22 protein-coding genes are annotated in these 26,483 nt (G+C 69.3%); 10 read left to right on the plus strand and 12 right to left on the minus strand.

Annotated features, from left to right (window positions below; translation table 11 throughout):
- Positions 1–72: 72 nt before the first annotated feature.
- From CS062_RS03060 to CS062_RS03070, 3 genes are all read right to left on the minus strand, one after another.
- A complete protein-coding gene (locus tag CS062_RS03060; protein WP_099859997.1) occupies positions 73–975 on the minus strand; it encodes an NAD(P)-dependent oxidoreductase in 903 nt (300 codons plus the stop codon).
- A gap of 56 nt (positions 976–1,031) precedes the next feature.
- A complete protein-coding gene (locus CS062_RS03065; RefSeq protein ID WP_099859998.1) occupies positions 1,032–2,168 on the minus strand; it encodes a PilT/PilU family type 4a pilus ATPase in 1,137 nt (378 codons plus the stop codon).
- A 78-nt stretch (positions 2,169–2,246) separates the two neighbouring features.
- Positions 2,247–3,290: a type IV pilus twitching motility protein PilT gene (locus CS062_RS03070; protein ID WP_099859999.1), complete on the minus strand. Its 1,044-nt coding sequence runs from the start codon at positions 3,288–3,290 to the stop codon at positions 2,247–2,249.
- Between the two features lie 25 nt (positions 3,291–3,315).
- On the opposite strand from CS062_RS03070, the gene CS062_RS03075 reads away from it, so the two are divergent.
- From CS062_RS03075 to ylqF, 5 genes are all read left to right on the plus strand, one after another.
- Complete coding sequence (locus CS062_RS03075) at positions 3,316–4,029, plus strand: YggS family pyridoxal phosphate-dependent enzyme (protein WP_099860000.1); 714 nt, start codon at positions 3,316–3,318, stop codon at positions 4,027–4,029.
- Positions 4,030–5,565, plus strand: coding sequence for a sensor domain-containing diguanylate cyclase (locus CS062_RS03080; RefSeq protein ID WP_099860001.1), 1,536 nt, complete (start codon positions 4,030–4,032; stop codon positions 5,563–5,565).
- Between the two features lie 373 nt (positions 5,566–5,938).
- Complete coding sequence (locus CS062_RS03085) at positions 5,939–7,501, plus strand: methyl-accepting chemotaxis protein (RefSeq protein ID WP_158238651.1); 1,563 nt, start codon at positions 5,939–5,941, stop codon at positions 7,499–7,501.
- A 79-nt stretch (positions 7,502–7,580) separates the two neighbouring features.
- Entirely contained in the window at positions 7,581–7,919 is a 339-nt protein-coding gene (locus CS062_RS03090; protein ID WP_099860003.1) for an energy transducer TonB, read from the plus strand.
- Between the two features lie 123 nt (positions 7,920–8,042).
- Positions 8,043–9,065 (plus strand): ribosome biogenesis GTPase YlqF, encoded by a 1,023-nt coding sequence (gene ylqF / locus CS062_RS03095; protein WP_099860004.1) that lies wholly within the window; start codon positions 8,043–8,045, stop codon positions 9,063–9,065.
- Here the strand turns inward: ylqF and CS062_RS03100 are convergent.
- On the minus strand, positions 9,059–9,676 hold the full coding sequence (locus tag CS062_RS03100) for a trimeric intracellular cation channel family protein (protein ID WP_233217885.1): 618 nt from the start codon (positions 9,674–9,676) through the stop codon (positions 9,059–9,061). The genes ylqF and CS062_RS03100 overlap by 7 nt on opposite strands.
- A 127-nt stretch (positions 9,677–9,803) precedes the next feature.
- On the opposite strand from CS062_RS03100, the gene htpG reads away from it, so the two are divergent.
- Complete coding sequence (gene htpG, locus CS062_RS03105) at positions 9,804–11,696, plus strand: molecular chaperone HtpG (RefSeq protein ID WP_099860005.1); 1,893 nt, start codon at positions 9,804–9,806, stop codon at positions 11,694–11,696.
- Between the two features lie 6 nt (positions 11,697–11,702).
- Here the strand turns inward: htpG and CS062_RS03110 are convergent, their stop codons facing one another.
- The 3 genes from CS062_RS03110 to CS062_RS03120 all read right to left on the minus strand — a co-directional run bounded on the left by CS062_RS03110 (position 11,703) and on the right by CS062_RS03120 (position 14,655).
- Positions 11,703–12,701 carry a serine/threonine protein kinase gene (locus CS062_RS03110; protein WP_099860006.1) on the minus strand — a complete coding sequence of 333 codons (999 nt, stop codon included), beginning with the start codon at positions 12,699–12,701 and terminating at the stop codon, positions 11,703–11,705.
- Positions 12,702–12,775: 74 nt separating this feature from the next.
- A complete protein-coding gene (locus CS062_RS03115) occupies positions 12,776–13,702 on the minus strand; it encodes a DUF2726 domain-containing protein (protein WP_099860007.1) in 927 nt (308 codons plus the stop codon).
- 188 nt (positions 13,703–13,890) lie between these two features.
- Complete coding sequence (locus CS062_RS03120; RefSeq protein ID WP_368372845.1) at positions 13,891–14,655, minus strand: GNAT family N-acetyltransferase; 765 nt, start codon at positions 14,653–14,655, stop codon at positions 13,891–13,893.
- A gap of 294 nt (positions 14,656–14,949) precedes the next feature.
- Between CS062_RS03120 and rplM the strand changes: the two genes are divergently transcribed.
- From rplM to erpA, 3 genes are all read left to right on the plus strand, one after another.
- A complete protein-coding gene (gene rplM / locus CS062_RS03125; RefSeq protein WP_067065533.1) occupies positions 14,950–15,378 on the plus strand; it encodes a 50S ribosomal protein L13 in 429 nt (142 codons plus the stop codon).
- Between the two features lie 9 nt (positions 15,379–15,387).
- Entirely contained in the window at positions 15,388–15,780 is a 393-nt protein-coding gene (gene rpsI, locus CS062_RS03130; RefSeq protein ID WP_091727356.1) for a 30S ribosomal protein S9, read from the plus strand.
- Between the two features lie 198 nt (positions 15,781–15,978).
- Positions 15,979–16,353: an iron-sulfur cluster insertion protein ErpA gene (erpA, locus tag CS062_RS03135; protein ID WP_091727353.1), complete on the plus strand. Its 375-nt coding sequence runs from the start codon at positions 15,979–15,981 to the stop codon at positions 16,351–16,353.
- Between the two features lie 84 nt (positions 16,354–16,437).
- Here the strand turns inward: erpA and CS062_RS03140 are convergent, their stop codons facing one another.
- Together CS062_RS03140 and CS062_RS03145 are read right to left on the minus strand one after the other, a co-directional pair.
- Positions 16,438–17,568, minus strand: a complete 1,131-nt coding sequence (locus CS062_RS03140) for an anhydro-N-acetylmuramic acid kinase (protein ID WP_099860009.1) — start codon at positions 17,566–17,568, stop codon at positions 16,438–16,440.
- A gap of 39 nt (positions 17,569–17,607) precedes the next feature.
- A complete protein-coding gene (locus tag CS062_RS03145; RefSeq protein WP_099860010.1) occupies positions 17,608–18,993 on the minus strand; it encodes a M23 family metallopeptidase in 1,386 nt (461 codons plus the stop codon).
- A 380-nt stretch (positions 18,994–19,373) separates the two neighbouring features.
- On the opposite strand from CS062_RS03145, the gene tyrS reads away from it, so the two are divergent.
- Entirely contained in the window at positions 19,374–20,552 is a 1,179-nt protein-coding gene (tyrS, locus tag CS062_RS03150; protein ID WP_438270450.1) for a tyrosine--tRNA ligase, read from the plus strand.
- A 215-nt stretch (positions 20,553–20,767) separates the two neighbouring features.
- Here the strand turns inward: tyrS and CS062_RS03155 are convergent, their stop codons facing one another.
- From CS062_RS03155 to gspF, 3 genes are all read right to left on the minus strand, one after another.
- On the minus strand, positions 20,768–24,226 hold the full coding sequence (locus CS062_RS03155; RefSeq protein WP_158238652.1) for a S41 family peptidase: 3,459 nt from the start codon (positions 24,224–24,226) through the stop codon (positions 20,768–20,770).
- A 108-nt stretch (positions 24,227–24,334) separates the two neighbouring features.
- Entirely contained in the window at positions 24,335–25,234 is a 900-nt protein-coding gene (locus CS062_RS03160; protein WP_099860013.1) for a 5'-nucleotidase, read from the minus strand.
- A gap of 36 nt (positions 25,235–25,270) precedes the next feature.
- Complete coding sequence (gene gspF, locus CS062_RS03165) at positions 25,271–26,482, minus strand: type II secretion system inner membrane protein GspF (protein ID WP_099860014.1); 1,212 nt, start codon at positions 26,480–26,482, stop codon at positions 25,271–25,273.
- Between the last annotated feature and the right edge of the window lies 1 nt (position 26,483).

Here is a 26,483-nt window from a genome sequence, read left to right on the forward strand (position 1 = left end):
GGGGCGAGGCGGCTGCGTCGTGCCGGCCGCCGATCGCCGATCGGCGGGAGGTCCGGGGCGCTTCAGCGCCGTTCAGCGCAGCCGCTTGATCAGGCTGGAGGTGTCGAGGCGGCCGCCGCCTTCGGCCTGCACGTCCGCGTAGAACTGGTCCACCAGGGCGGTCAGCGGCAGGCGTGCGCCATTGCGACGCGCCTCGTCGAGCACCAGCCCGAGGTCCTTGCGCATCCAGTCCACCGCGAAGCCGAAGTCGAACTTGTCCTCGACCATGGTCTTGCCGCGGTTGTCCATCTGCCAGCTCTGGGCGGCGCCCTTGCCGATCACGTCGAGTACCAGCGACATCGGCAGCCCGCTCTTCTGGCCGAAGGCGATCGCCTCGGACAGGCCCTGGACGATGCCGGCGATGCAGATCTGGTTGACCATCTTGGCGAGCTGCCCGGCACCGGCCTCGCCGACGCGGGTCACCGCCTTGGCGAAGTGCATCGCGATCGGCTGGATGCGTCCGAAGACCGCCTCGTCGCCGCCGCACATGACGGTCAGCGCGCCGTTCACCGCGCCGGCCTGGCCGCCGGAGACCGGGGCGTCGATGAAGTGCAGGCCCCGCTGCGTCGCTTCCGCCGCGAGCTCGCGGGCGACTTCCGCCGAGGCGGTGGTGTGGTCGACGAAGACGGCGCCCGGCTTCATCCCGGCGAAGGCGCCGTCGGCGCCCAGCACGACGGAGCGCAGGTCGGCGTCATTGCCGACGCAGCAGAAGACGATGTCGGCGCCCTGGGCCGCCTCACGAGGCGTCGCGGCCGATTGCCCGCCGAACTCGGCCACCCAGGCCTGCGCCTTTGCGGGCGTGCGGTTGTATACGACGACCCCGTGCCCCGCCTTGGCGAGATGGCCCGCCATCGGGAAGCCCATGACGCCGAGGCCAAGGAAGGCGACGCGCAGGGGAGGGGTCGATTCGTAGGAACGCTGGCCGATGCTGCTCATGGAGGGACCTGTCGGTGGGTGGATGAAGACCCGCCGATTGTGTCCCTCCCGCGCGCTCAGACGATCGTCAGGTGTTCGGTGCCCGACGCCAGATCGCCGCTGCGCGCCCGCTCGCTGTTGAGCTTGATCTGCAGCCGCAGGTCGTTGACCGAGTCGGCATTGCGCAGGGCGTCCTCGTAGGTGACCTTGCCGAACTCATAGAGGTCGAACAGCGCCTGGTCGAAGGTCTGCATGCCGAGCTCGCGCGAGCGCTTCATGATTTCCTTGATCTCGCCCACCTCGCCCTTGAAGATCAGGTCGCTGATCAGCGGTGTGTTCAGCAGGATCTCGACCGCCGCGATCCGGCCCTTGCCTTCCTGGCGCGGCAGCAGGCGCTGCGAGATCAGCGCCTTGAGGTTGAGCGACAGGTCCATCAGCAGCTGGGCGCGGCGTTCTTCCGGGAAGAAGTTGATGATCCGGTCCAGCGCCTGGTTGGCGCTGTTGGCGTGCAGCGTGGCCATGCACAGGTGGCCGGTCTCGGCGAAGGCGACGGCGTGTTCCATCGTCTCGCGGTCGCGGATCTCGCCCATCAGGATCACGTCCGGCGCCTGGCGCAGCGTGTTCTTCAGCGCCTGCTCCCAGCCCTCGGTGTCCAGGCCGACCTCGCGCTGGCTGACGATGCAGTTCTTGTGCGGGTGGACGAACTCGACCGGGTCCTCGATCGTGATGATGTGGCCGTAGGTCGTCTGGTTGCGATGGTCGACCATCGCCGCCAGCGAGGTGCTCTTGCCCGAGCCGGTCGCGCCGACCAGGATCACCAGGCCGCGCTTGGTCTGCACCACGTCCTTGAGGATGGGGGGCAGCTCCAGCGACTCGACGGTCGGCAGCGTCTGCGGGATGGTCCGCAGCACCAGCGCGACATGGCCCTGCTGGATGTAGGCGTTGACGCGGAAGCGCCCGATGCCCTGCGGCGAGATCGCGAAGTTGCACTCCTTGGTGCGCTCGAAATCGGCCGCCTGCTTGTCGTTCATGATCGCCCGCGCCAGCTGCAGCGTGTGCTGGCCGGTCAGCGGCTGGGGCGACACCTTGGTCACCTTGCCGTCGACCTTGACCGCCGGCGGGAACTCCGCCGTCAGGAACAGGTCGGAGCCCTTGCGCGACACCATCAGGCGCAGCAGGTCGTTGATGAACTTGGTGGCCTGATCGCGTTCCATGGCGAGGTCCTGTCCTGTATGCCGGGGCGCCGTCGGTCAGCCGCCCGGGTCCCGGTCTTGTCTGTCGTTGGGGTCGGGTCAGCCGGGGAAGTTCTCGGGGAACTTGGCCTTCAGCCGGGCCTCGGCCGGGCTGATCATGTTGCGGCGGACCAGGTCGGTGAGGTTCTGGTCCAGCGTCTGCATGCCCAGGTTGTTGCCGGTCTGGATCGAGGAGTACATCTGCGCGATCTTGTTCTCGCGGATCAGGTTCCGGATCGCCGAGGTGCCCAGCATGATCTCGTGCGCCGCAAGGCGGCCGTTGCCGTCCTTGGTCTTGCACAGCGTCTGCGAGATCACCGCCTGCAGCGATTCCGACAGCATCGCGCGGACCATTTCCTTCTCCGCCGCCGGGAACACGTCGACGATCCGGTCCACCGTCTTGGCGGCCGACGAGGTGTGCAGCGTGCCGAAGACCAGGTGGCCCGTCTCCGCGGCGGTCAGCGCCAGGCGGATGGTCTCCAGGTCCCGCATTTCGCCCACCAGGATGCAGTCCGGGTCCTCGCGCAGCGCCGAGCGCAGCGCGTTGGAGAAGCTCATCGTGTGCGGGCCCACCTCGCGCTGGTTGACCAGGCACTTCTTGGACTCATGCACGAACTCGATCGGGTCCTCGACGGTCAGGATGTGGCCGTACTCGTTCTCGTTGAGGTGGTTGATCATCGCGGCGAGCGTCGTCGACTTGCCCGAGCCGGTCGGGCCGGTGACCAGCACCATGCCGCGCGGCTTCATCGCCAGCTCCGCGAAGACCTTGGGGCAGTTGAGCTGCTCCAGCGTCAGGATCTTGCTCGGGATGGTCCGGAACACGGCGCCGGCGCCGCGGTTCTGGTTGAAGGCGTTGACGCGGAAGCGCGCCAGGCCCTGGATCTCGAACGAGAAGTCGCACTCCAGCGTCTCCTCGTAGGTCTTGCGCTGGGCGTCGCTCATGATGTCGTAGACCATGTCGTGCACCTGGCGGTGCTCGAGGGCCTCGACGTTGATGCGGCGCACGTCGCCATGGACGCGGATCATGGGGGGCAGACCGGCGGACAAGTGAAGGTCGGAGGCCTTGTTCTTGACCGAGAATGCCAGCAGTTGGGTGATGTCCATGGGATAGGGAAAAGCGTTGGCGATTATGGCGACGATCTCCGAGAACATACAACAGCTCCATGGCCGCATTGAGAGAGCTTGCCTGCAGGCGTCGCGGCCCGTGCACAGCGTCACGCTGCTGGTGGTAACAAAGACTTTCCCCGCCACGGATGTGAGAGAAGCGTTCGAGGCCGGGGAGCGCCGCTTCGGCGAGAACTACGTGCAGGAAGGCGTCGACAAGATCGAGGCGCTGGCCGACCTGCGCGACTGCGTCGAGTGGCACCTGATCGGGCCGCTGCAGAGCAACAAGACACGGGTGGTGGCGGAGCGCTTCGACTGGGTGCACAGCGTCGACCGGCTCAAGATCGCCCAGCGGCTGGCGGAGCAGCGGCCGGCGGCGCTGCCGCCCCTGGACATCTGCCTGCAGGTCAACATCAGCGGCGAGGCGTCCAAGAGCGGCCTGGCGCCGGCGGAGGTGGCCGAGGTGGCGCGCGCGGTGGCCGCGCTGCCGCGGCTGCGGCTGCGCGGCCTGATGGCGATCCCGGAACCGGCCGCCACGCTGGAGGCGCAGCGGGTGCCGCACCGGGCGCTGGCCGGGCTGCTGGCCACGCTCAACCGGGACCTCGGACTGGCCATGGACACCCTGAGCATGGGCATGAGCGCCGACATGGATGCCGCGATCCTGGAGGGCGCCACGATGGTGCGCGTCGGTTCGGCGATCTTCGGCGCGCGGACCCGCCCGACCTCGCCAGAGGGCTGAATGGAACCGCTGCAGCGCCTGGCCGATCTGATGCCCGAGACCCCGGGCAGCCTGTCGGTCCGGGCGCTGTGGCGCGAGGGCCGGGCGATCGAGCGGCGCTGGCTGCTCGGCGGCTGGCTGGCGACCGTCGCCGCCTGCATCGTGCTGGGCCTGCTCACGGTCCGCGAGGGCTGGTCCGGGATTCCCGTCGACCTGGGCGGCGCGGCCGCCTTCCTGACCTTCTACCCGCCTATCCCGCTGTGCCTGTGGTGGACGCTGTGCTTCGGCTGGCGCTGGGGCGCGGTGCCCGCCTGGGCGGCGACCTTCGTGCTGGCGATCGACGCAGGCATGGCGCCCGCCTGGGCGGCGGTGTTCGCCTGCGCCAACCCGCTCGGGCTGGGTGTGCTCGCGCTGGGCTACCGGGCCGTCGGCGCGGCGCGCGGGCTGCGCAGCCTGCGCGCCTGGCTGTTCTTCGTGCCCCTGTGCTTCGTCGGCGCGGTGTTCAGCTCCGCCGGCGCGCTGATCTGGAACTTCAGCCAGGACCTGGCGGCCGAGCGCCAGCTGCCGATCTGGCAGGGCTGGTGGCTGGGCGCCTTCCTGCAGAGCGTGCTGCTCGGCGGGCCGCTGATGGCGCTGACCTGGCCCCGGCTCTCGCGCTGGATCGCACGCCGGCCGGCGCTGTTCACGCCGCCGCCCAGTGGTCGCCGCGCGATGGGCCTGGGCCTGCTGTTCGCGATCGTGCTGGCGGTGCAGGGGTATGGACTGGTGAGCCTCGGACTGGGCTCGCTGCAGCTGCGCGCGGCGCTGGCCAGCGGGGACTGGAGCCGGCTGGAGGAAGCGTCGCGGGTGATGCTGAGCACCGCCTGGGTGTTCTTCTGGGTGTTCACGCTGATCGTGCTCTTCGTGGCGCAGTTCGGTTACCAGGCGCTGTCGCGCTGGCTGCGCTCGACCGAGGCGCTGGTGACGCAGCTCGCCCGGGTCAACGCGGAACTCGAGCAGCGCTCGCGCACCGATGGTCTCACCGGCTTGGCCAACCGGATGGCGACCGAGGAGGGCCTGCGCGCGCTGCTGCGCACGGTGCGGCGCTACCGCACGCCATCCGCGCTGCTGATGCTGGACATCGACCACTTCAAGCAGGTCAACGATCGCCACGGCCATGCCGCCGGCGATGCGGTGATCCGCGCGCTGGCCCAGGTGCTGAAGGACGCCTCGCGGGACGTCGACCTGCCCGGGCGCTTCGGCGGCGAGGAGTTCGTCATCGGCCTCGCCCACACCGACCTGGCCGGCGCGCGCCGCTTCGCCGAGCGTCTGCGCGAACGCATCGCCACCACGCCGGTGACCCTCGACGGGAAGGACGGCGGCGCGGCGACGATCTCGTACACCGTCAGCATCGGGGTGACGCTGCTGCGCGCCGACGATGCCGGCGTCGAGGACTCGCTGCGACGCGCCGACGCGGCGATGTACCGCGCCAAGCAGGGCGGGCGCAATCGCGTCGAGCTGGACGTCGAGGACACCGCTGCTGCGTCGTCGGGGCCGTCCGTGCCTGACAAGTCCTGACCCTCGGACGTGCTGCGCGGATCGGGCAAGGTCTGACCCTCCGACGCGCTGACAGGCGTCGCTCGCGCAGCTGGTTACCGGCCGGATACGGGCATGACGCCAGCGACTCGCGCAGGAATCGGCAGGAATCGTGAAACCGTGCCGAGCGCCGCATTAGGGCTTCTACCGAGCCGGTGAAAACGCTGTTTGCATTCAGTTGCAAGTGCCGCGTCAGATTTCACGAGCCCTCGGAACCGGCATGGGAGCGCCGGATCAAGTCCAACGATGATCGCGCCGAATCCGATGGTCGGACCGCAGCGCCGGCGCCATGAGCGCCGACGTGTCCGCGACGGTCCGGCCAATCAACAACAACTCAATCGTTGCGAGGGAATCGATGTCGTTTCTGTCCCGCCTGCGTATCGGCCAGCGCCTGACGCTGAGCTATGCGCTGCTGATCCTGCTGCTGGTCGTGATCGGCGCTTTCGGCGCCCACAACGCCAGCCGCCTCTCCCATGACCTGAGTACGACGGCCAACTCCAGCCTGGTGAAGATCGCCCTGGCCAATACGCTGGAGAGCGACGTCAACATCATCGCGCGCGCCTCCCGCGACCTGCTGCTGCTGGACACCGCCAATGCGATCAAGCGCCAGAAGGCCGACATCGCCGCGGCGCTCGAGGAAGGCCAGCAGCAGCTGACCGAGCTCGAGGCCAAGGTCGCCGACGTCAAGGAAGACAAGGACGTCGTGGCCAAGGTGCGCGAGCATCAGGCCAAGTTCGCCGCCTCGGTCTCCAAGTTCCTGGCGGTGCAGCAGGACGGCAGCCCGGACGAGGCCCGCGAGACCCTGATCAAGGACGTGCGTCCCGCGCAGAAGGACTACCAGGACACGCTCAAGAGCCTGGTCGAGCTGCAGTTCGCCGGTGGCCGCGCGCTGGCCGAAGGCGGCGCGAAGCTGGCGAACCAGTCGATCGTCATCACCGGCGTGCTGGTGGTGATCGCCGTGGTCATCGGCGGTGTCGGCGGCCTGACGATCGCCCGCTCGATCATCGTGCCGGCGCGCAAGGCCAAGGACGCGGCGCAGGCGATCAGCTCCGGCGACCTGTCGCAGCACATCGATGTGCAGGGTTCGGACGAACTGGCGCAGATGCTGCACGCGATGCGCGACATGCAGACCGCGCTGTCCGGCGTGGTGGCCAGCGTGAGCGCCGCGGCGGGCGAGGTCGCCCAGAACTCCAACGAGATCGCCGGCAGCAATGTCGATCTCTCGGACCGCACCGCGCGTTCCGCCGAGAGCCTGCAGAACACCGCCGCGTCGGTGGAGCAGATCGCCTCCAACCTGAACGGCGCCAGCGAGCTGACCCGCAAGGCCGCCAGCATCGCCAGCAAGGCGCGCCAGTCGGCCTCGGCCGGCGGCACGGTGGTGAGCCAGGTCGTGTCGACGATGGAGGAGATCAGCGCGAGCTCGCGCAAGATCGGCGACATCATCGGCGTCATCGACGGCATCGCCTTCCAGACCAACATCCTGGCGCTGAATGCCGCGGTGGAAGCGGCCCGGGCCGGCGAGCACGGCAAGGGCTTCGCGGTGGTCGCATCGGAAGTGCGCGCCCTGGCCTCGCGCTCCGCGCAGGCGGCCAAGGAGATCAAGGTGCTGATCCAGGAGTCGTCGGTGAAGGTCGAGAACGGCACCGCCCTGGTCAACAACGCCGGCGCGACCATCCGCTCGGTCGTGGACGAGGTCAACAACATGGGCCAGCTGATCGAGGAGATCTCGCATTCGGCCCAGGAGCAGGCGGCTGGCGTCGGCGTCGTGAACAACGCGATGAACGAGCTGGACCGCGCGACGCAGCAGAACACGACGCTGGTGGACGAGCTGACCCGCTCCACCGACTCGCTGCGCGACAGCAGCTCGCGCCTGGTGCAGGCCGTCGGCTTCTTCAGCACCGCGCGCTCGGCGACCTGAAGCCCCGACCGCGCCCCGAGTCGCCCCAGTTCCTACCGGAAACACCGCTTTCCTCACCCAAGACGTACGAGGTCCCAAGATGAGCAAGAACCTGACCCCCGCCCTGTCCCGCACCCTGCTGGGCCTGGCCGCCGCGCTGCTGCTGGCCGCCGGCGCCCACGCCACCCCCAAGATCGTCAAGAAGGTGCCGCCGGAGTTCCCGGCCGAGGCCGCCCGCCAGTCGATCTCGCAGGGGTCGGTGCGCGCCAAGATGAACATCGACCCGGACGGCAAGGTGTCGGGCGTCGAGATCCTGGAGGCCGAGCCGCGCAAGGTCTTCGACAAGGCCGTCACCCGCGCGCTGATGGACTGGAAGTTCGAGCCGAGCGGCCAGAAGGAGACGCACGAGGTCAAGCTGGTCTTCAAGAACGAAGACTGAGCCGGGAGCCTCCCGCCGGCGCCGCTCCGCGTGGCGCGAGCGGATGACCGCCACCAACGAAGGCCGCGCGAGCGGCCTTCGTCGCTGGAAGACGCCCGCCCAGATCGCCGACAATCCCGCCCCATGGCGATTCAATGGTTTCCCGGGCACATGCACAAGACCCGGGGCGCGATCCGCGAGCGCATGAAAAGCGGCATCGACGTGGTCATCGAGATGCTCGATGCCCGCGTGCCCGCGAGCAGCGCCAATCCGCTGATCGCGCAGCTGACCGCTGGCCGGCCGGCGCTGAAGCTGCTCAACAAGCAGGATCTGGCCGATCCCGCCCGCACGGCGGAGTGGCTGGCCTTCTACCGCGCGCAGCCGAACACCCACGCGGTGGCGATCCACCAGGGCCAGCCGGGCCTGGCCAAGCTGATGGCGGCCGAATGCCGTGCGCTCGCGCCGCACCGGGGCGGGCTGGACAAGCCGCTGCGGGTGCTGATCTGCGGGATCCCGAACGTCGGCAAGTCGACGCTGATCAACACGATCGTCGGCAAGCGGGCCGCAGCCACCGGCGACGAGCCGGGCATCACCAAGATCGAGCAGAAGATCCTGCTCGACAAGGGCGTCTACCTCTTCGACACGCCGGGCATGCTCTGGCCCAAGATCCGCGTGCCCGAGGCCGGCATCAACCTGGCCGCCAGCGGCGCGGTCGGCCGCAATGCCTTCGAGGAGGAGGTGGTGGCGCTGGACCTGCTGGGCTACCTGCGCCGGCACTATCCGCAGTCGCTCAAGAGCCGCTACCAGCTGGAGCCGGACGCCGCGTTGCTGGACGGCGAGGTGCTGGCGCTGATCGGCAAGCGGCGCGGCGCGGTGCTGTCTGGCGGCCGCATCAACACGCAGAAGGCCGCCGAGATCCTGCTGTACGACCTGCGCCAGGGACAGCTCGGCCGGATCACGCTGGAGACGCCGGCGGAATTCGCCGAGTGGACCGAGGCGGCCGAGGCCGCCGAGGCGGCCAGGCTCGCCGAGAAGGAAGCCCGCGCCGCGCTGGCCAAGCGTGGCACGCGCGACGAGTACGCGCTCGACGACGCTGACGAGGACGAGGACGACGAAGGACTGGCCGACGACGAGGCGGACGAGGACGGCGGCGACCGCCGTCAGTGAAGCTGCAGCATCTGCAGCGCCGGCAGCTGCCAGCCGAAGTACAGCGCCGCCAGGCGCAGCGCGGCCACGCCGACCATGCCCAGCACGAAGGCCCAGCGCATCGGCAGGCCCATCGCCTTGAGCGCGAAGTACAGCGCGATGCCGCCGATCGCGGCGGTCGCGTAGATGTCCTTGCGCAGCAGCAGTGGCGCCTGGCCGCTCAACACGTCGCGCAGCACGCCGCCGCCGCAGGCGGTCAGCGTGCCCATCAGCAGCGCGGGCATCGGCTTCACGCCGTGCTCCTCGGCGATCTCCGTGCCGCAGAGCGCGAACAGCGCCAGGCCCAGCGCGTCCGCGATCTTGAGCACCGCGATCGCGTGCCCCGGGAAGGGGCCGACCATCAGCGCCGCCAGCGCGCTGGCCACGATCACCAGCAGGTAGCGCGTGTCCTTCATCCAGAACACCGGATGCCGGTTCAGCAGCAGGTCGCGCAAGGTGCCGCCGCCGACCGCCGTCATCGCCGCGATGACCAGCAGCCCGAACAGGTCCAGCCCGGCCTGCATCGCGGCCAGCGCCCCGCTGACGGCGAAGACCGCCACGCCCAGCAAATCGAACCAGTAGATCATCGGCATAGGGCCGGGAGTGTAGAGGCGGCCCCTTGAAATCGGCGCGGCCGCGCCCATGTGCCCCGCCGCGATAATCCGCCCCCAATCGGGGTGGCTCTCCACCCGTTTCTCTCATCCACCCTTCTTTCGAACGATGGACAAGCAAACCCATTCCTTCCAGGCCGAGGTCAAGCAGATCCTGCATCTGGTGACGCACTCGCTCTACTCGAACAAGGAAATCTTCCTGCGCGAGCTGGTCAGCAATGCCTCCGACGCCTGCGACAAGCTGCGTTTCGAGGCCCTGGACCATCCCCAGTTCCTGGAAGACCAGCCCAATCTCGAGGTCCGCGTCTCCTTCGACGCCGAGGCCCGCACCGTCACCATCAGCGACAACGGCATCGGCCTGTCGGCGGAAGAGGCCATCGCCCACCTGGGCACCATCGCCAAGAGCGGCACCCGCGAGTTCATGGCCAAGCTCGAGGGCGACCAGAAGAAGGATGCCCACCTGATCGGCCAGTTCGGGGTGGGCTTCTACTCCGGCTTCATCGTCGCCGACCGCATCACCGTCGAATCGCGCCGCGCCGGCCTGCCGGCCGACCAGGGCGTGCGCTGGAGCTCCGAGGGCACCGGCGACTTCGAGGTCGAGACCATCACCAAGCCGGGCCGCGGCACCGACGTCATCCTCCACCTGCGCGAGGGCGAGGAGGAGTTCCTCAAGACCTGGCGGCTGAAGTCGACGATCGCCAAGTACTCCGATCACATCTCGCTGCCGATCCTGATGCGCAAGGAGGAGTGGGATGCCGACAAGGCGACGCAGGTCCTGAAGGACGAGTGGGAGCCGGTGAACAAGGCTTCCGCGCTGTGGACCCGCGCCAAGAGCGACATCACGCAGGCCGAGTACGACGCGTTCTACCAGCAGATCAGCTACGACACCGAGCCGCCGCTGGCCTTCACCCACAACCGCGTCGAGGGCCGCAGCGAGTACACCCAGCTGCTCTACATCCCGGCCAAGGCGCCCTTCGACCTGTGGAACCGCGACAAGCGCGGCGGCGTGAAGCTGTACGTCAAGCGCGTCTTCATCATGGACGACGCCGAGGCGCTGATGCCGGTCTACCTGCGCTTCGTCAAGGGCGTGATCGACTCGGCCGACCTGCCGCTGAACGTCAGCCGCGAGCTGCTGCAGGAGAGCCGCGACGTGAAGGCCATCCGCGAGGGGTCGACCAAGCGGGTGCTGTCGATGCTCGAGTCGCTGGCCAACAGCGAGGACGCCACCGAGCGCGACAAGTACGCCCGCTTCTGGACCGACTTCGGCCAGGTGCTGAAGGAGGGCGTCGGCGAGGACCACGCCAACCAGGAACGCCTGGTCAAGCTGCTGCGCTTCGCGTCGACGCATGCCGACCAGAACGTCTCCTTCGCCGACTACGTGTCGCGCATGAAGGAGGGCCAGGAGGCCATCTACTACATCACCGCCGACAGCCTGGCCGCCGCGAAGAACAGCCCGCAGCTGGAGATCTTCCGCAAGAAGGGCATCGAGGTGCTGCTGCTGACCGAGCGCGTCGACGAGTGGATGCTGTCCCACCTCTACGAGTTCGAAGGCAAGTCGCTCCAGTCGGTCGCCAAGGGCGCCGTCGACCTGGGCCAGCTCCAGGACGAGGAAGAGAAGAAGAAGGCCGAGGAGGCCGCCGAGCAGTTCAAGCCGGTGCTGGACCGTCTGAAGACGGCGCTCGAGGGCCGCGCCAAGGATGTGCGCGTGACCACCCGCCTGGTCGACTCGCCGGCCTGCGTCGTGGTCGAGGAAGGCGACATCAGCGGCCACCTGGCCCGCATGCTCAAGCAGGCCGGCCAGAACGCGCCGACCGCGCTGCCGACGCTGGAGATCAACCCCGACCACGCGCTGGTGAAGAAGCTCGGCGCCATCGAGGGCGACGAACCGCGCTTCGGCGATCTGGCGCAGGTGCTGTTCGACCAGGCGCTGCTGGCCGAGGGCGGCGTGCTGGAGGACCCGGCCGCCTACGTGCGCCGCGTCAACGCGCTGCTGCTGGGCTGAGCGTCGTCAGAAGCGCTCCGCAGCCGACTGCATGGCCTCGAGCTGCTCGCGCAGCTTGACGACCTGGTCGCTCCAGTAGTTGGGCGTCCCGAACCACGGGAAGGCCAGCGGGAAGGCCGGGTCGTCCCAGCGCCGCGCGAGCCAGGCGCTGTGGTGGATCATGCGCTGCGTGCGCAGCGCTTCCACCAGGCGCAGCTCGCGCCAGTCGAACTCGCGCACGCTCTCGTAGCCGTCCAGCAACGCGTCGCGCTGGATCCGCGCCGCGTCCGGGTCGCCGGACAGCAGCATCCACAGGTCCTGCACCGCCGGCCCCTGGGCCGCGTCGTCGAGGTCGACGAAGTGCGGGCCACGGTCCGGCGTCCACAGGATGTTGCCGGGGTGGCAGTCGCCGTGCAGCCGCAGCGAGCGCCGGTCCGGCAGGCTGTCGAAGGCAGCGTCGATCGCGTCGATGCAGCGCGCGGCGGCATCGTGCCAGTTGGCCGAGAGTTCCGGCGGCAGGGTGTCCTGGGCGCGCAGCCAGTCGCGGGCATCGCGGGCCGGCGCGGCGCTGTTCCAGGCGAGTCGCGCATGGAACGGCTCGGCCTGGCCGACGTCGTGCATCCGCGCGAGGAAACGGCCGATCCAGCGCAGCACCTCCGGATCCTCGAGCTCCGGCGCACGGCCGCCCTGGCGCGGCGTGACCGCGAAGCGCTGACCCTGGAAATGGCCTAGCGTGCCCACGGCACCGTCGGTGGTCAGCGTCAGCGGCGCGACGACCGGCACTTCTGCCGCCGCCAGCGCCCGCGCGAAGGCGTGCTCCTCCAGGATCTGCGCGTCGGTCCAGCGGCCGGGCCGGTAGAACTTCGCCACCACCGCCGTGCCGTCCTCCAGATGCGCCAGCAGCACGCGGTTCTCGTAGGAATTGAGCTGCAGCAGGCGGCCGTCGGGCCGCAGGCCGGCATGCTCGAGGGCATCGAGCATCAGCTCGGGCGTCAGGAGGCCGAAACCGGCCGTCGTGTCAGTCATGGAGTCGCGGAGGCAACGAAAACGGCGCCGGAGCGCCGTCGTGTGTCCTCGAGGAAGCGGAGCAGGCGCGTAGCTTAGCGCCGCCCGTAGCGCGGCGAATCGACGACCACCCCGCCGATGTCGGCGTCCGGCGCTTCGCCGGGCAGGGGCGGGAAGTCGTGGCCGAACTGGGAATCCCGGCCGAGCTGGGAGTCGCGGAAGCCGCTGGCCTCCTGCATGCCGGCGCGCGGCCGGTAGCCGCGGGCCCGGGGCTCGGCCGGCGGCAGCGGCGCCATCGTGGTCGACATCGGCGCGGGCATCGACGACAGCGGCGCCTGCATCGACTCGCCGCCGCCGAAGGCGTCATAGCGGCTGTCGGGTGCGAAGAAGGAATCGCTGAAGACCGGCGAGTCGTTCCACAGCGTGTTGCGCGCGGCCGGCGCCACCGGCGCGGCGCGGCGCGGTGCGGCGGCGCTCGTGACGGGCGGATGCGAGCTGGCGCGCGGCATCGGCGCCATGCTGGCGCGGCTGCCCTGGTTGCTGTAGGGCACGAGCAACTGCAGCTCGGTCGCGCTCGGGAGGTGGTCGACCGAGGTGCGCAGGTAGCGGATCCGGCACGCGGCCAGCACCGCCTGCTTGATCTGCAGGCTGCGGGACGAGCCGGGACGGTCGGTTTCCAGGTCGATCGCCGCCAGGACGCGGCCATTGGGGCTGCAGATCGCGAAATTCACGCTGATGCCGCCCAGCAGTTCATACCAGTAGCGCACATCGCGGGCCTCGGTCGGCTGGCAGAAGCGCACCATCGGCAGCTTGCACATCACGACGTGGTGCGGCAGGGCTTCGCGCAGCAGGCGGAAGACGCGGCGTTCGTCCGCGCTGAAGACCGGGCGCGGGCTCAGCGACCACTCGGTGGGCAGGGGCTTGCGCTCGCGCCGGGGGCGCCGCAGCAGCAGCGCGGCGAGCAGTCCCAGGACCGCCAGCGCCGACAGTCCCGCGATGATCCACGGAAGCAGGTTCTGCATATCCCAACGAACTGGACGGACCGGACGGATGGCGCAACGGGGCGCCGAGGGTCGCTCGGAGGCGGCGAGGACAGCGCGCAGCGGACCGGCGAATCGGGCGAATGTAGCGGAAAGGCGTTACAAAATGCATCCGGACGCCCCCCTGGAATCGGGTGGGCCGCAGCGGAATTCCGCCGCCGACTGTGCGATCAGCGTTTCGATCCGGGGTCGGCGGACTGGTCGTCCGACCGGTCACGGACCTTGCGGATGCGGGACTTCACCTCGGCCACGCCGTCCAGGAATTCGCCGACGGTGCGCATGTGACGCTTGAACTGGAAGTCCCATTCGGCCATGTGGCGCTCGAGCGCCTCGTCCACATGGGAGGACACCGAGTCCGGCGGCAGGCGCAGCCAGGCTTCGGATTCGCCGCCGTCGCGTTCGACGGTCGCGCCGGCGTTGCGGGCGATCTTCAGCATCGGGGCGTTCTCGCTGAGGGCGTGGATGAACAGCGTGTCGATGCCGCGGTTGCGGGCGTGCAGCGCGGCGCGCTCGAACAGGCGGCCGCCGAAACCCTTGCCGCGCGCGGTGGTGGCGACCGAGACGCCGAACTCGGCCATCGCCGGCCGCCCCTTGATCTGCGGCGCCGGCGCGTAGGCCAGGTGGGCCACCGCGATCAGCTGCAGCCGGCGGTTGAAGATGCCCAGGACCTCGTCGCGGACGAAATCCAGGCCGGCCACGTATTTCTGGATCTGCTCGTCACGCGCCGGGTAGCCGAAGCGCAGGTAGCGGTCGCGTTCGCCCAGCGCCAGCAGGTGCTGCAGGATGCGCTTGCGATGGCGCCGTCCCAGCGAGCGGATCGGCACCCAGCCGGTCCAGCGCGCCAGCATCGCGCGGGGATGCCAGCGCGAGCGCGGTGCCTCGTCCGGCGTGGGGTCGGGCGTCGGGGCGGGCCGGGAATCTGGCGGAGTGGTCATGGCGCGGCGGCGGATGGGCTCGGATGCTAGCGGGGAAAGCGGGTGGCGGGGCTTCCGCCCGGGGCCGAATTCGTCCCGGAACCGAGGTGGAAAGCCGGCGCTGCAGCGCATGCGCCGGGCCGGCGGGCGCCTGGATTTGGCCTTTTCAGCCGGTTCTGCTAGACTCGCCGGCTTTCCCGTTTCCAAGGCAGCGGGGGAACGTCCGTGAGAGGCCGCGCGATTCACGTCGCCGACAAGCGTGCACCGAACGTACGGGGGCAGATCGCCCGAAGTTCAGCCTTTTGAAAGAATCTCATGAAGACCTTCAGCGCCAAGCCGGCCGAAGTGACGCACGAGTGGTTTGTGATTGACGCCACCGACAAGGTGCTCGGACGTGTTGCCAGCGAAGTGGCACTCCGTTTGCGCGGCAAGCACAAGGCCATCTACACGCCTCACGTCGACACCGGTGACTTCATCGTCATCATCAACGCCGAGAAGCTGCGTGTCACCGGCAACAAGGCCACGGACAAGGTGTACTACCGTCACTCGGGCTTCCCGGGCGGCATCTACGCCACCAAGTTCAAGGACATGCAAGCCAAGCATCCGGGCCGTGCCCTGGAGAAGGCCGTCAAGGGCATGCTGCCCAAGGGTCCGCTGGGCTACGCGATGATCAAGAAGCTGAAGGTGTACGCGGGCGACACGCATCCGCACACCGCCCAGCAGCCCAAGGCGCTGGAAATCTAAGGAGCCGTGATGATCGGAAACTGGAACTACGGTACCGGCCGTCGCAAGTCGTCGGTGGCACGTGTCTTCATCAAGAAGGGCACCGGCCAAATCACGGTGAACGGCCGCTCGATCGAGCAGTACTTCGGCCGTCAGACCTCGATCATGATTTCGCGCCAGCCCCTGCTGCTGACGAACAATGGCGAGGCCTTCGACATCAAGATCAACGTGCACGGCGGCGGCGAGTCCGGCCAGGCCGGCGCGGTGCGTCTGGGCATCACCCGCGCGCTGATCGACTACGACGCGGCCCTGAAGCCCGAACTGAGCCGCGCTGGCTTCGTCACGCGTGACGCGCGTGAAGTCGAGCGTAAGAAGGTCGGTCTGCACGGCGCCCGTCGCCGGAAGCAGTTCAGCAAGCGCTGATCGACTTCCGTTCGCTGGTGGAATCCGGGTTGGGGTTCCGCCAACGGCGAAAGCAAGGCAAGGCCGCTGTTTTCAGCGGCCTTGTTTTTTATCTGGCGGGCTGCACATCCTGCCGAAGGGGCTATCTCCAAGTGCCTGCCCACCCGGCGGGGGCTTTGAGATAATTCCCGCCATTCCTCCGACACAACAGGATCCACGATGAGCGCAGTCCTCGAAACCCAAACCACCGGCATGGGCGACATGCCGGCTCCGCTGGTCTTCACCGACAGCGCGGCTGAAAAGGTGCGTGAGCTGGTGCTGGAAGAAGGCAATCCCGACCTGAAGCTGCGCGTGTTCGTCCAGGGCGGCGGCTGCTCCGGCTTCCAGTACGGCTTCACCTTCGATGAGGCTGTCAACGACGACGACACGCAGATGGCCAAGAACGGCGTGACGCTGCTGATCGACGCGATGAGCCTGCAATACCTGGTCGGCGCCGAGATCGACTACAAGGAAGACCTGCAAGGCGCCCAGTTCGTGATCAAGAACCCGAACGCGCAAACCACCTGCGGTTGCGGTTCCAGCTTCTCGGTCTGATCGCCCGCCAATCCCTTCACCGCCCGACGCACGTGTCGGGCCCCAAGACCAGGACCGCCTTCGGGCGGTCTTGTCGTTTCTGGCTCAGGCAGGCGTGTAGCTGCCCAGCACGCGGAAACCGGTGCCGCCGGTCGCGGCAGGAAGGTTGCCCGGCAGCCCGCGCACGTGGCGCATGGCCAGCCAGGCGAATGCGGCGCCCTCGACCTGCATCGGCGGCAGTCCGCGGTGATCGGTGGTCGCCACCGTCACGCCGGGCAGCAGCGCGTGCAGGCGTCCAAGCAGCGCGTCGTTGAATGCACCGCCGCCGCAGACCAGCAGCTCTTGCCAGCGGCCCGGCGCATGGGCGGCCAGGCTGTCGGCGACGCAGCGCGCGCTCAACTCGAGCAGCGTGGCCTGCACGTCGACCGCGGAGGCTTCCGGCGCATGCGCCGCAATGCGCTCATCCAGCCATCCGAGATGGAAGAGGTCGCGCCCGGTGCTGCGCGGTGGCGCCTGATGGAAGTAGGGCTCGGCGAGCAGCGCGGCGAGCAATCCGGCATGCACCTGCCCCTGCGCGGCCCATTGGCCGCCGGCGTCGTAGCTCGCGCCCTGATGCCGATGGATCCAACCGTCCATCAGGCAGTTGCCAGGACCACAGTCGAAACCCCCGCAGCGGCCGTCGGCCCAGAGCAGGCTGACGTTGCTGATGCCGCCGACATTCAGCACGACGATATCGCTCCCCGGCTGGGCCAGCGCCGCCCGATGGAACGCCGGCACCAGCGGTGCGCCCTGACCGCCGACAGCGAGGTCTCGGCTGCGCAGGTCGTGGACGACGGCGATGCCCGTGAGTTCGGCGAGCAACGCCGCATTCAGCAGCTGCAAGGTGAAGCCGGTGCCGTCGAAGTCGCCGGGGCGATGTCGGACCGTCTGGCCATGCGCACCGAGTGCGCGAATCTCCTGCGGGACCCGGCGCTGTGCATTGAGCAACGCGCGGCAAGCCGTCGCATACACCCGCGCGATCGCGTTGCCGGCGAGGGCGGCGCGTTGCAGTTCGTTCTCGCCGGGGCTGTTCAGCGCCAGCAGTTCGGCACGCAACTCGGCGCCGAAGGGCTGGTATTCATGTGCAAGGGCCTGGACCTGCCCCGCCGGGTCGGCGCGCAGCAGGACCGCGTCGACGCCATCCAGCGAGGTGCCGGACATCAAGCCGATGTAGAGCTCCGCACCAGACATCGTCATCGCCGCGTGGCCTGTCGAAGCTCGCGGGCGACCGTCGGCTCATTCGCCGACGACACCCTCGTGGATGGACGAGGCGGCGTCGAGCGCGATCTTCGCGCTGGCAACCTGGGCCTTGAACGCGGCCTTGGCGGTCGCGGGCAGCGTGACGGCTTCCGAGGCGCGCGCGATCACGCGCGGGTCCTGCTGCTTGCCGTTCACCCGGAACTCGAAGTGCAGGTGCGGGCCGGTGGCCCAGCCGGTCGAGCCGACCGCGCCGATCTTCTGGCCCTGGTCGACCTTCTGGCCCTTCTTGACGTCGATGCGGCTCAGGTGGGCGTAGACCGTCATGCGGTTGCCGCTGTGCTTGAGCTGGACCACGTTGCCGAAACCGTTCTGCCAGCCGGCGAATTCGACATTGCCATCGCCGACGCTGCGCACCGGGGTGCCGGTGGGGGCGCCGTAGTCGATGCCCTGGTGCTGCCGCCAGGTCTGCAGGATCGGATGGAAGCGCATCGCGAAACCGGAGGTCACGCGGGAGAACTCCATCGGGCTGGCCAGGAACGAGCGGCGCTTGCTCTCGCCATCGAAGCCGTAATAGTTGCTCTTGCCGCTGGTCGGGTCGCGGAACAGCACCGACTGGTAGCTCTTGCCGTTGTTGACGAACTCCGCGGCCAGCAGGCGGCCGGCGCGGTTGCCCCAGGTGATCGGTTCGCCGTCGGCGGTCAGGGTTTCGTAGACCAGCGAGAAGCGGTCGCCCTTGCGCAGTTCGCGGTGGAAGTCGATGTCGCCGGAGAACATGTCCGCCAGCTGGGTGGCGATCGCGTCGGGGACGTTGGCCTCGTCGGTCGCGGCGAACAGCGAGGATTGGATCGAGCCGCTGCCCAGGCGGGTCTGGGTCTCGAACGGCACGGTCTCCAGCTTCGAGACGAACTTGTCGCCCTCGCGGGTGATGCTGAGGCGGGTGAAGTGGGTGTCCTGCTGCTCGCTGGCTTCGGCGGCGTAGCGGGCGACGATGGACTGCACCTCGCCGCTGGCGGTCGCGACGACCTGCACCCGCTTGCCGACGCGGCCGGTCAGCAGCTTCTTGGCGGTGTCGTCGCTGCGCAGGAAGGCGGCGGCGGCAACGTCGGCCGCGCCCATGCGCTTGAGCAGCGAGTCGGCGGTGTCGGCGGCGCGGGTGACGTCGCTGCGCGACAGGCCCGGATCGAACGCGGCCAGCTCGGCCAGTTGCTCGTCCAGCGACTGCAGCGGGATGGATTCGGAAACGATGCGTTGCGGCAGGTCCGCGGCATCAGGGGCCATCGGGGCGACGCCGAAGGCGGTCACCGCGAAGCAGCTCAGGACACCGACGACGGTGCCGGTCAGGGTACGCGGGTGCTTGGCCGCGAAGGATTCGGCGCGAGCGAGCGTGCGCTGCACGCGCTGCCATTCGTCAGTCCAATTCATCACGCGCCGAAGACCTTCTTTCTGGAGCCTGAGGAGCGCCGCCTGTCACCACGCCGCAGGGCGTGGCCCGGGCGGCCCGGGCCGGCGATTCGACGCGCCGGCAAGCGAAGGACGCCCGGAGGCGTCCTGATGCTGGGGGGAGCGTCCACTAGAATCGCCGTCTTGCGTTGCAGCGTCCCGTCAGGCATGTCAATTGCCCTCTTGGCGCCCCGCAAAAACAGCCGGCAGTATACCGGCGTGCCCGGGTTGAGAGTGCTAGAAAACCCGATAAATCAAGACTTTACGTAAGCCCGTGCGGGCTCCGAAGTGCCATGTCTGACATTCGAACCCAGTCCCCGTCGGCCCCCGAATTTCCGATCACCGACCGGGTCCGTCATGCGATGCAGCAATCGCTGCGCGGCTGCGAAGAGCTGCTCCCGCAGGATGAATGGCTGAAAAAGCTGGCCCGTTCCGAGGCGACCGGCCAGCCGCTGCGGATCAAGCTGGGCCTGGACCCGACGGCGCCGGACATCCACGTCGGCCACACGGTGGTGCTGAACAAGATGCGCCAGCTGCAGGACCTGGGGCACCAGGTGATCTTCCTGATCGGCGACTTCACCTCGATGATCGGCGACCCCTCCGGCCGCAACGCCACGCGCCCGCCGCTGACGCCGGAACAGATCAAGCACAACGCCGAGACCTATTACAAGCAGGCCAGCCTGGTGCTGGATCCGGCGCGGACCGAGATCCGCTACAACAGCGAATGGTCCGACCCGCTGGGCGCGCGGGGCCTGATCCAGCTGGCGGCGAAGTACACGGTGGCCCGCATGATGGAGCGCGACGACTTCACCAAGCGCTACGCCGCCGGCACGCCGATCTCGGTGCACGAGTTCCTCTACCCGCTGATGCAGGGCTACGACTCGGTGGCGCTGAAGGCCGACCTGGAACTGGGCGGCACCGACCAGAAGTTCAACCTGCTGATGGGGCGCCACCTGCAGGCCGAGTACGGACAGGAGCCCCAGTGCATCCTGACGATGCCGCTGCTTGAGGGGCTGGACGGCGTCGAGAAGATGTCCAAGTCCAAGAACAACTACGTGGGCATCACCGAGCCGGCCAACGGCATGTTCGCCAAGATCCTGTCGATCAGCGACGTGCAGATGTGGAAGTGGTTCGACCTGCTGAGCTTCAAGTCGATCGAGGAGATCGCGGCGCTGAAGCGCGAGATCGAGGGCGGCCGCAATCCGAAGGAAGCGAAGGTGATGCTCGCCAAGGAGATCACCGCGCGTTTCCACAGCGCGCAGGCGGCGGACGAGGCCGAGGCCGACTTCAACAACCGCGCCAAGGGCGGCATTCCGGACGACATTCCCGAGATCGCGCTGGGCGGTGCGCCGATCGGCGTCGCCGCGCTGCTGAAGGCGGCGAACCTGGTGCCCTCGACCAGCGAGGGCAACCGCAAGATCGACCAGGGCGGCGTCAAGATCGACGGCGTGACGATCAGCGACAAGGCGTTGAAGGTCGAGGCCGGCACGATGGTGCTGCAGGTCGGCAAGCGCCAGTTCGCCCGCGTCACGCTGACCTGATCCGCACCGCGCACCGCGCACCGCGCAGCGCGACATCGCGCCACGAAGAACGGGAGGCCAAGGCCTCCCGTTTTGCTTGCAGTCAGCGAGTGTCCCTGGGCCCGGAACAGGGTGGGAGGTTCGCGGACGCGAGGCCTCCTACCCTGTGATGGGCCGCGCTGGCGGCCGCGCAGTCGCGCAGCGCCGGCCGCGGCCACGGCGGCGCCAAGCAGCGCTTACTGCTTGATCGGCCGCAGATACGGCCCCGGCTTCGGCATCTTGACGGGATCCTTCGCGATCGCGTCCTTGAGCCAGGCGATCGCGGCGTCCAGCTGCGCATCCTGGCCATTGGCGGTCGCGCGCGGTGGGTTGTCGACCTCGATGTCCGGCGTCACGCCCTTGCCCTCGACGAGGAACTGGCCGTCGACGGTGATCTGTCCGTTCTCCGCGGCGCGCATCAGGCCGTTGTCCATCAACCGGTTCTGGTCGGACAGCCACACCCCGGCGCCCGAGGTCGTCTTGCCGATGACGGGCCCCAGGCCCAGGCGCTTGAAGCCTTCGGAGAAGGTCTCGCCGTCGGAGTAGGTTTCCTCGTTGGCCAGCACCACCACCTTGCCGCGGAACACCTGCTGCATGTTGGGATAGGGCTTGCTGCCGTACGGCGAGCGCGGCTGCCAGAAGGCCCAGGCGCGGCGCAGCAGCGTCTGCAGGATCCAGCTGTCGATGTTGCCGCCGTTGTTGTGGCGGACGTCGATGATCAGGCCCTCGCGCTCGCTCTGCGCGTAGAACTCGCGGGCGAAGTCGCCGATGTCGTCGCGGGTCATCGCGCGCAGGTGCAGGTAGCCGATCTTGCCGTTGCTGGCGGTATCGACGATCCGGGCGCGGCCGTAGCGCCAGTCGTTGACGCGCAACTGGCCTTCGCGGCGCAGGTCGACCGGCGTGACGACGACGGGGCGTTCCTTGCCCGAGGGCTCGCGCAGCTGCAGCAGCACCTGCTTGCCGGCCTGGCCGCGCATCAGCTCGCTCGGATCGGGGACCTGGGTCGCGTCGCGGCCGTTGATCTGCGTGATCACGCTGCCCACCGGGATGTTCAGTCCGGGCGCGGCCAGCGGGCCGGCTTCGGACGGCAGCTCCGGATCGCCGCTGAAGATGCGGGCGATCTTCCAGCCCTTGGTGTCGCGCTCGAGCTGCGCGCCCAGGCCGGCGAAACCCGGTTCTTCGGCGCCCTTGCGGAGTTCGCCCGGCGCGACCTGGCTGTGCAGCAGGCTCAGTTCGCCGACCATCTGCGCCATGACCTCGGCCAGTTCGCTGCGCTCGGTGACGCGCTCCACCAGCGGCGCGTACTTGGCGCGCATCGCGGTCCAGTCCACGCCGTGCATGTCCTTGTCGTAGAAGAAGTCGCGCTGCATGCGCCAGGCGTCGTTGAACATCTGGCGCCATTCGGCCTTGGGATCGACGGCGATCTGCCAGTCGGTCCAGCGCACGCGCGACTTGTCCAGGTCGCCGGGGATCTTCGGTCCGGCGTCGACGATCAGGATCTCCGGCGCGGCGCCCGGCGCTGCGGGGCGGCGGATCAGCAGCTTCTTGCCGTCGGCGCTCAGGTCGAAGGCGGTGACCTGTTCGGCGAAGGTCTCGATCCTGGTCTCGCCCGGGCCGATCGGCAGCTGGCGCAAGGTGGTGGCTTCCTGCAGGTACAGGCGCTTGGAGTCGACGGCCAGGCCGCTGTAGTTGCCGGCGGCGACCGGCACCTCGAACAGGCGCAGCGACAGCCCAGGGATCTGGATGCCGGGCTTGTCCTTGGCCGAGGGCTTCTCTTCCTTCACCGCGGCGGCCTTGGCCTGGTCGACCTTCTGCTTCGATTCCTTGTTGTCGGGCTTGTCCTTCTCCTGCTCGCGGACCTCGGCCTCCTCCTTCGCCTTCAGGCCCTGGAGCTCATCCGGCTGCGCGAACGGGAAGCGCAGGCCCGGCTGCAGCGCCAGCGCATAGACCTTCCAGCCCTTGTCGAAGAACGGTCCCATGTTGCGGTCGCCCCAGGGGCCTGGGTTGCCGGTCACGTTGAAGGTGCGGCGCGACAGGAAGTACAGCCACTGGCCGTCGGGGCTGAAGGCCGGCGCGGTGGCGGCGTAGCGATCGCTGCCGAGCTGGTGGACCTTGCCGTCCGCGACGGTCAGCAGCATCAGCTGCTCGCGGTAGGGGTTGCTGGTGGTGCGGACGAAGGCCAGCGCCTTGCCGTCGGCGGACCAGGATAGCGACGTGGCGCCGTCGCCGAGCGTGTCATGGTCGACCTCGCGGGTCGCCGCGGCGCGGCTGGGGTTCTTGAGGTCGGTGAGGAAGAGGCGGCCTTCCTTGTCGGTATGGGCGATCCAGCGGCCGTCGGGCGACGGCGACAGGCTGCGGCGCATCGCGGTGGCGCCTTCGGTGATCTGCCGCGGCTGGCCGGCACCGTTGGCGGCGAGGCGCCAGATCTCCAGCTCGCCGCTGTAGTCGCAGAGCGCGAAGACATCGCGGCTGTCGCTGCTGAAGGCGGTGTCGCGGCAGCGACCGGCGTCACCCAGGCCTGCCGGCACCGGCAGTTCGGCGCGGCGCAGCGGGCCGACGCCTTGCGTGGCCAGGCGGCCGCGCGCGGTCAGCACGACCTGCTCGCCATTGGGCGACAGCGAGACCCCGGTCAGGAAGTCCTGCGGGCGGCTGACCCAGCGCTTGCGCTGCTGGTCGAAGTCGCCGCCCAGCGCGATGGACAGCTTCTGCTCGGCGGCGCCGCCGTTCAGGTCGAGGCGGTAGAGGTCGGCGCCCACCGCGAAGACGGCCTGCGCGCCGTCCAGGCTCGCGTGGCGGATGTCCCAGCCCTTGAGGCGGGTGTGCTGGCGCAGGTCGGAGCCGTCGGCCTTGACCGACCAGAGGTTGAAGGTCCCGTCGCGGTCGGACAGGAAGGCGACCCGGGCATTGCCGCCGGCGTCGGTGTAGGGCATCGGCCGGCGGTCGTTGGCGCCTTCGGGGATCAGCGGCCGGGCCTCGGCGGTGCCGGAGAGGTCCATCACCCACAGCCGGGCCAGGGCGCCGCCACGGTATTGGCGGGCGTTGTCGCCGCGCAGGCCGTTGCGGGTGAAGTACAGGGTCTTGCCGTCGGGGCTCAGCGCGCCGTCGCTGGCCTGGCCGACCGGCAGCGCACGGTGCTTGCCGGTGGCGATGTCGACCAGATGCAGCTGCGTGCCGGGTTCCCCCCGCTCGGTGTTGCCGGTGTAGAGCACCTCGTTCTGCGCGGTGATGCCCCAGACCCGGACCGCGCCGGTGTCCCAGGTCAGGCGGCGGGGCACGCCGCCGGCGGCCGGCATGACGAAGACGTCGCTGGCGCTTTCCTGCTGGCCGGTGAATGCGATCCAGCGACCGTCGGCGGACAGGGCGGGATAGGTCTCCACGCCGCCGTGGGTCGTCAGGCGCTGGGCGGTGCCGCCGGTGGCGGAGGCCTGCCACAGGTCGCCTTCGGCGACGAAGACCAGCCGGTCACCGCGCAGCGCCGGCTGGCGGTAGAAGCCGAGCGAGGGATCGACGACCGCCGGACGGGCAGCCGCGCCGCGGGCGACGGCGTCGGCGGTGCCGAGGACGGCGGCCGAGGTGGCGGTGGATTCGGCGGCGATGGCGAGGGTGGCCATCGAGCAGGCCGAGGCGATGGCCAGGCGGCGGAGCGTGATGCGCATCGAGGTCTTCCTTGTGGGAGTCCGGGGACGGAGCGTCGGAACGTGAAGGGAACCGGCCGGACGGCAGCCGGAAGTCATGCGGCGCGGATTCTGGCGCCGAGCGGGGCGTCAGCGGTTCGTCACCCCCATGGCCACATGCCCGGCCGGCACATGGGGCACCGCGTTCTGGACATGGCCATGCTGGTCGTCGAAGAAGAAATCGGGCTCGAACTCGCGCAGGAATTCGCCCTTGGCCAGGCCGCCGAGGAACATCGCCTCGTCGACCTCGACCTCCCAGTCCATCAGCGTGCGGATCGCGCGCTCATGGGCGGGCGCGCTGCGGGCGGTGACCAGCGCGGTGCGCAGCCGCATCGGCGCGGCGGGCGCGGCCTGCAGGCGCTGCAGCTCGTGCAGCACCTGCTTGAACGGGCCGGCGGGCAGCGGCGTGAGCTTGCGTTCGCGCTCATGGGCCTGGAACGCGTCGAGGCCGTCGCGCTGGTAGATCTGCTCGGCCTCGTCGGAGAACAGCACCGCGTCGCCGTCGAAGGCGATGCGGAGTTCATCGGGAAAGGCCGCGGAGGCCCGGGCAGACTGCGGGAAGACACGGGCCGCGGCCACGCCCGCGGCGAGCGCGGAACGCACGTCTTCCTCGTTGGCCGACAGGAACAGCTGGGCCTTGAGCGGCTTGAGGTAGCGCCAGGGGCTCTGGCCGCGGGTGAAGACGCCGCGCTCGATGGTCAGTCCGTAGTGCTGCGCGGAGCGGAACACGCGCATGCCGGAGATCGGATCGTTGCGGGACAGGACGACGACCTCGACGCGGGGCGTCTCGCCCAGGGCGTTGAAGGCGAGCAGCTTGCGCACCAGGGAGAAGGCAGTGCCGGGCTTGGCCGGCTCGTCCAGGCGCTGCTGCTGCAGCCGCATGTAGGCGCGGTCGTCGCTGTTCTCGAAGAGCTGGTTCTCCTCTTCGAAGTCGAACAGCGCACGGGAGGAAAGGGCCACCACCAGGCGGCCGTCGAGGGAGGCTGGCATGGGTCCGGATGATAGGCGGCGAGGGGCCCGCGTCGCCTACTGCGCCGCCAGCTTGTTCATGTCCATGATCGGCAGCAGCACCGACAGCACGATCAGCATCACCACGCCGCCCATCGCGACGATCAGCAGCGGCTCCAGCAGTGTCGCCAGCGTCATCGCGCGGCGCTTGACCTCGTTGCCCAGCTGGCGCGCGGCGCGCTGCAGCATGTCGGGCAGTTGGCCGGTCTGCTCGCCCAGGCGCGCGAACATCGACAGCAGCCCCGGGAAGCGCTTCTTCCCGGCCAGCGCCGCGCCCAGCGGCGCGCCTTCCCGGACCTGCGCCAGCGCGTCCAGCGCGTCGGCCCGCATCGCCTGGTTGGATAGGGTCTCGGCCGCCGCCTGCAGCGCCTTCAGGATGGGCACGCCGGCGCCGGCCAGCATCGCCAGCGTCCCCGAGAAGCGCGCCGCGTTGTAGCCGCGCGAGAGCCGGCCCAGCAGCGGCAGGTTCAGCCAGGCGGCGTCGAAGCGCTGCCGCGGTCCCTCGCGCTTGAGGATCTGGCGCATGCCGAAGAACACCGCCGCCAGCACCGCGACGATCGCCAGGCCCCAGGTCCGCATCAGGTCCGACAGGCCCATCATGATCCGCGTCAGCAGCGGCAGCGTCTGCTTGGTCTGGGTGAAGACCGCCGCCACCTGCGGCACGACGTAGGTCAGCAGGAAGCTGACCGCCAGCACCGCGATGATGCAGACGATCACCGGATAGGCCAGCGCGCCGAACAGCTCCGAGCGCAGCCGCTGCTGCTCCTCGAGGTCGTCCGCCAGGCTTTCCAGCACCGGGCCGAGCGCGCCGCTCTGCTCGCCGGCGGCGACCACCGCGCGGTAGACGTCGTCGAATTCGCGCGGCGCGATCGCCAGCGCCCGGGCGAAGGACGAGCCGGCGTTGACCTCCGACTTGAGCTGCGACATCAGCTCGCGCTGCCGCGGGTCTTCGGCCTCGTCGGCCAGCGCCGACAGCGAGCGCTCCAGCGGCAGGCCCGCCGAGACCAGCCCCGCGAGCTGCCGCGTCCACACCGTCAGCGTCGCCGGCTTGAAGGCGCGCCGCGACCAGCGGGACTGCTTGCCGGCCGGCGCCGCCACCGGCTTCACCTCCATCGGCACCAGCCCCTGCGCGCGCAGCTGCGTGCGCGCGGCTTTCGCGGTGTCGGCCTCCAGCAGACCCTGCTGGGACTTGCCGGACGCGTCGAGGGCGTCGTACTTGAAGGCGGGCATC

The organism is Roseateles chitinivorans, from assembly GCF_002761755.1.
GTDB classification, from domain to species: Bacteria; Pseudomonadota; Gammaproteobacteria; order Burkholderiales; family Burkholderiaceae_C; genus Roseateles; species Roseateles chitinivorans.